General features: G+C 69.9%; 3 protein-coding genes. All 3 read left to right on the top strand.

The window, feature by feature from the left end; genetic code table 11:
- A partial coding sequence (locus N5E02_RS20545) for a DUF4129 domain-containing protein (RefSeq protein WP_279946703.1) occupies positions 1 to 1,155 on the top strand: 1,155 nt, incomplete at its 5' end.
- Complete coding sequence (locus tag N5E02_RS20540; protein WP_065196823.1) at positions 1,152 to 2,336, top strand: DUF4350 domain-containing protein; 1,185 nt, start codon at positions 1,152 to 1,154, stop codon at positions 2,334 to 2,336. The genes N5E02_RS20545 and N5E02_RS20540, both read left to right, overlap by 4 nt.
- Complete coding sequence (locus N5E02_RS20535) at positions 2,333 to 3,319, top strand: MoxR family ATPase (RefSeq protein ID WP_005411535.1); 987 nt, start codon at positions 2,333 to 2,335, stop codon at positions 3,317 to 3,319. The genes N5E02_RS20540 and N5E02_RS20535 overlap by 4 nt, the downstream gene beginning before the upstream one ends.
- Positions 3,320 to 3,363 lie beyond the last annotated feature (44 nt).

The raw sequence follows: 3,363 nt of genomic DNA, 5'->3' as shown, positions 1-3,363 counted from the left end.
ACCGTGGCCTGCATGGCCTTTGAAGGGGTGCTGGTGTCCGGTGCGATCGGCGCGGTGTTCATGTTCATGCCACTGGAGCTGATGTCCGAATCATGGCGTGCCGCATGGGACATGATCGGCCAGGACACGCCTGCCTGGGCGCAACTGGGCTTCAACCTGGCGTGCTGGCTGGCATCGGTGCTGATCGGACCGTTCTATGTCGGCGCCGGCTTCGGCCTGTACTTGAACCGGCGTACGCAGATGGAAGCGTGGGACGTGGAGATCGCGCTGCGCCGCCTGCGCGAGCGGCTGCTGCCGGCAGCATCGACGCTGACGCTGCTGCTGTGCCTTGCCCTGCCGCTGGCCTTCGCGCCAGTGCATGCGCAGGACGCGCAGACGGTCGCTGGGCAGGCCGGCGATGCCGAAGGGGACGAGGACAGCGCGGAAGAACCCGCCACTGCGGCCAACGACCCGGCCAATACGCCGGCGATGATCTTCGGTGCGGCGCCGGTGGACACCGCCGGTTTCCGCCAGGCGGTGAACCGCGCCTATGAAGATCCGCTGCAGCGCCCGACCCGCCAGGTCACGCGCTGGAAGCCGATCGAACAGGCCGAGGAAAAAAAGAAGGAAGACAAGGCGCTGCAGAGCGACGGCAGCAGCAAGGGCGAGCGCAGCAACCGCAAGGCCGGCATTGCCTGGCTGGCGCGCCTGGCCGAGTGGGGCCTGTGGGCCCTGCTGGGCGTCCTGCTGCTGGTGCTGCTGCTGACCGCACGGCTGTGGCTGCCGTGGCTGCGCGGCAGTGGCCGGCGCAAGGCCGACGCTGTACCGCAGGTGGTGGAGGAACAGGTGGAGCTGCCGGTCGTGCTGCCGCCGGACGTGGCCACCCAGGCCGGCCTGCTGTGGGACCAGGGCCGGCCGCGTCAGGCGCTGGCCCTGCTGTACCGCGCCAGCGTGCGCACGGTGGGCGAGCGCAGCGGCATCGCGCTTCCGCCCGGTGCCACCGAAGCGCAATGCCTTCGCGCCTCGCGGCGCATGCCCGATGCCACCGACCGTGACCTGTTCGCGCGCATCGTGCGCATGTGGCAGTACGCCGCCTACGGTGGCCGCCTGCCCAGCCGCGCCGATTTCGATGCACTGGCCGACACTCTGCGCCAGCAGTACCGGTGGCTGGCATGAGCCCGCGCCTGTTCTGGTCGCTGTTGCTGGGCGGGCTGGTGCTGCTCGGCGTACCGCTGACGATCCTCTACCTGCGCACGCATGAGCGGGTGACCGAGACCGTGCAGCTGCCGCCGCAGGGCGAAGCTGGCTACAACCCGCTGTACGTGCTTGGACAGGCCCTGCGTGCCGATGGCATCGACGTGCACTCGCGGCCGCGGCTGGACCTGCAGCAGATGGCGCTGGGTCCGCGCGACACGGTGGTGCTGCTGCAGGACAGCAGCGAACTGCCGGCACCGGCGGCCAGGGCCCTGCTGGCCTGGGTCGATGGTGGTGGCCATCTGCTGGTGCGCACGCCGCCACCCGCAGAGGACGACGCCAGCAGTACGCAGGGACCGCTGCTGGACCAGCTGGGCGTGGACAGCCTGTACCAGCAGAGCGACTGCCAGCCGTTCCACGTCATCGACGATCCCAGCCATGTGGAGTTCTGCGGTGGTCGTCGCTTCACGCTGGGCTTTGCCGCCCGTACACGCGCCGAACGGCGTTGGGGCAACGAGCGCAACCTGGTGTTCGCGCGACTGCGCCACGGGCAGGGCAAGGTGAGCGTGCTGGCCGACATGGAGTTCATGCGCGGCGAGGTGGATTCGCCGGCAGCACGCCTGGCGTCGGCTGCGGGCAAGGCCAGCGACGGCCTGCACGATCTCTCGCACCGCGACCTGACCCGCTATCTGCTCGATCCGAACTACGGCAAGGGCACTTTCTGGCTGGTCTACGCCAGCCGCCCGCCATCGCTGTGGGCGCGCCTGTTCTACCAGGGCTGGCCGGTGTGGGCGCCGCTGCTGCTGGCCCTGCTGGGCTGGCTGTGGGGCCGTTCGCAACGCTTCGGCAGCCGCCTGCCGTCGCCGGTGCTGGAACGCCGCTCGCTGCTGGAACACGTGCGTGCCAGCGGCGAGCTGCTGCTGCGCTTCGGCCAAGGCGCGCGCCTGTATGACGCCGTGCTCGCCCTGTTCCTGCATCGCCTGCGCCTGCGCGCACCGGTGGCCGCCGCACTGGACGGCGCGCCGCGCGAACAGGCCATCGCCGAACTGCTGTCCTGGCCGCAAGGCCGCGTTGCCAGCGCGCTCACGCCCCCTCCGCCGCACGATTCCTCCGCCCTGCGCGAGCGCATCCGCTTGCTGCTCCAGATGAGATCCCTGCTATGACCGAAGTACCCGAGCTGCCGGCGGCCGCCAACGCCCGCCTGATCGAACGCGTCGATGCCATCCGCGATGCCGTCGGCCACGCCTTCATTGGCCAGGCCGATGTACTGGACCAGATCCTGGTGGCGCTGCTGGCCGGTGGCCACGTGCTGATCGAGGGCGTGCCCGGGCTGGGCAAGACCCTGCTGGTGCGCGCACTGGCACAGGCCCTGGAACTGGATTACGGCCGCGTGCAGTTCACCCCCGACCTGATGCCCAGCGACGTCAGTGGCCATGCGGTGTACGACCCGAAGAGCGAGAGCTTCAAGATCCGCCGTGGCCCGGTGTTCACCAACCTGCTGTTGGCCGACGAGATCAACCGTGCGCCGGCCAAGACCCAGTCGGCACTGCTGGAAGTGATGCAGGAAGGCCAGGTGACCATCGAAGGCAAGGCGTTCACCCTGGCGCCGCCGTTCATGGCGCTGGCCACGCAGAACCCGCTGGAGCAGGAAGGCACCTACCCGCTGCCGGAGGCACAGCTGGACCGCTTCCTGCTGAAGGTGCTGATCGACTACCCGCAGCTGGAGGACGAGAAGCGCATGGTGACCGCGATCACCAGTGGCCGCGCCGCCAGCGATTTCGACCTGAGCCAGGTGCCACGCGTACTCGGTGCCGGCGAACTGCTGGAACTGCAGCGCGCCACCGCGGCGATCACCGTCGATGACGAAGTGATCGACTACGCGGTGCGGATTGTGGCGGCCACGAGGCAGTGGCCAGGCATCGCGGTCGGCGCTGGCCCGCGCGGCAGCATCGCGCTGGTGCGTGCCTCGCGCGCGCAGGCGGTGCTGGCCGGCCGTGACTTCGTCACGCCGGACGACGTGCGCGACATTGCTCGCCCGGCACTGCGCCACCGCATTGCACTGGCCCCGGAGCTGCAGATCGAAGGCCAGGACGCCGACGACGTGCTGGGCGCACTGCTGGCCAAGGTGGAAGCACCGCGCCGATGAGGCCTGCCCCGCTGCTGCTGGCGCTGCTGCTGGCCTGGGCCGCC

Origin of the sequence: Stenotrophomonas sp. GD03777 (genome assembly GCF_029842485.1) — a bacterium.
Classification (GTDB): Bacteria; Pseudomonadota; Gammaproteobacteria; order Xanthomonadales; family Xanthomonadaceae; genus Stenotrophomonas; species Stenotrophomonas sepilia.
This window is presented reverse-complemented; position numbering and strand designations above follow the sequence as displayed.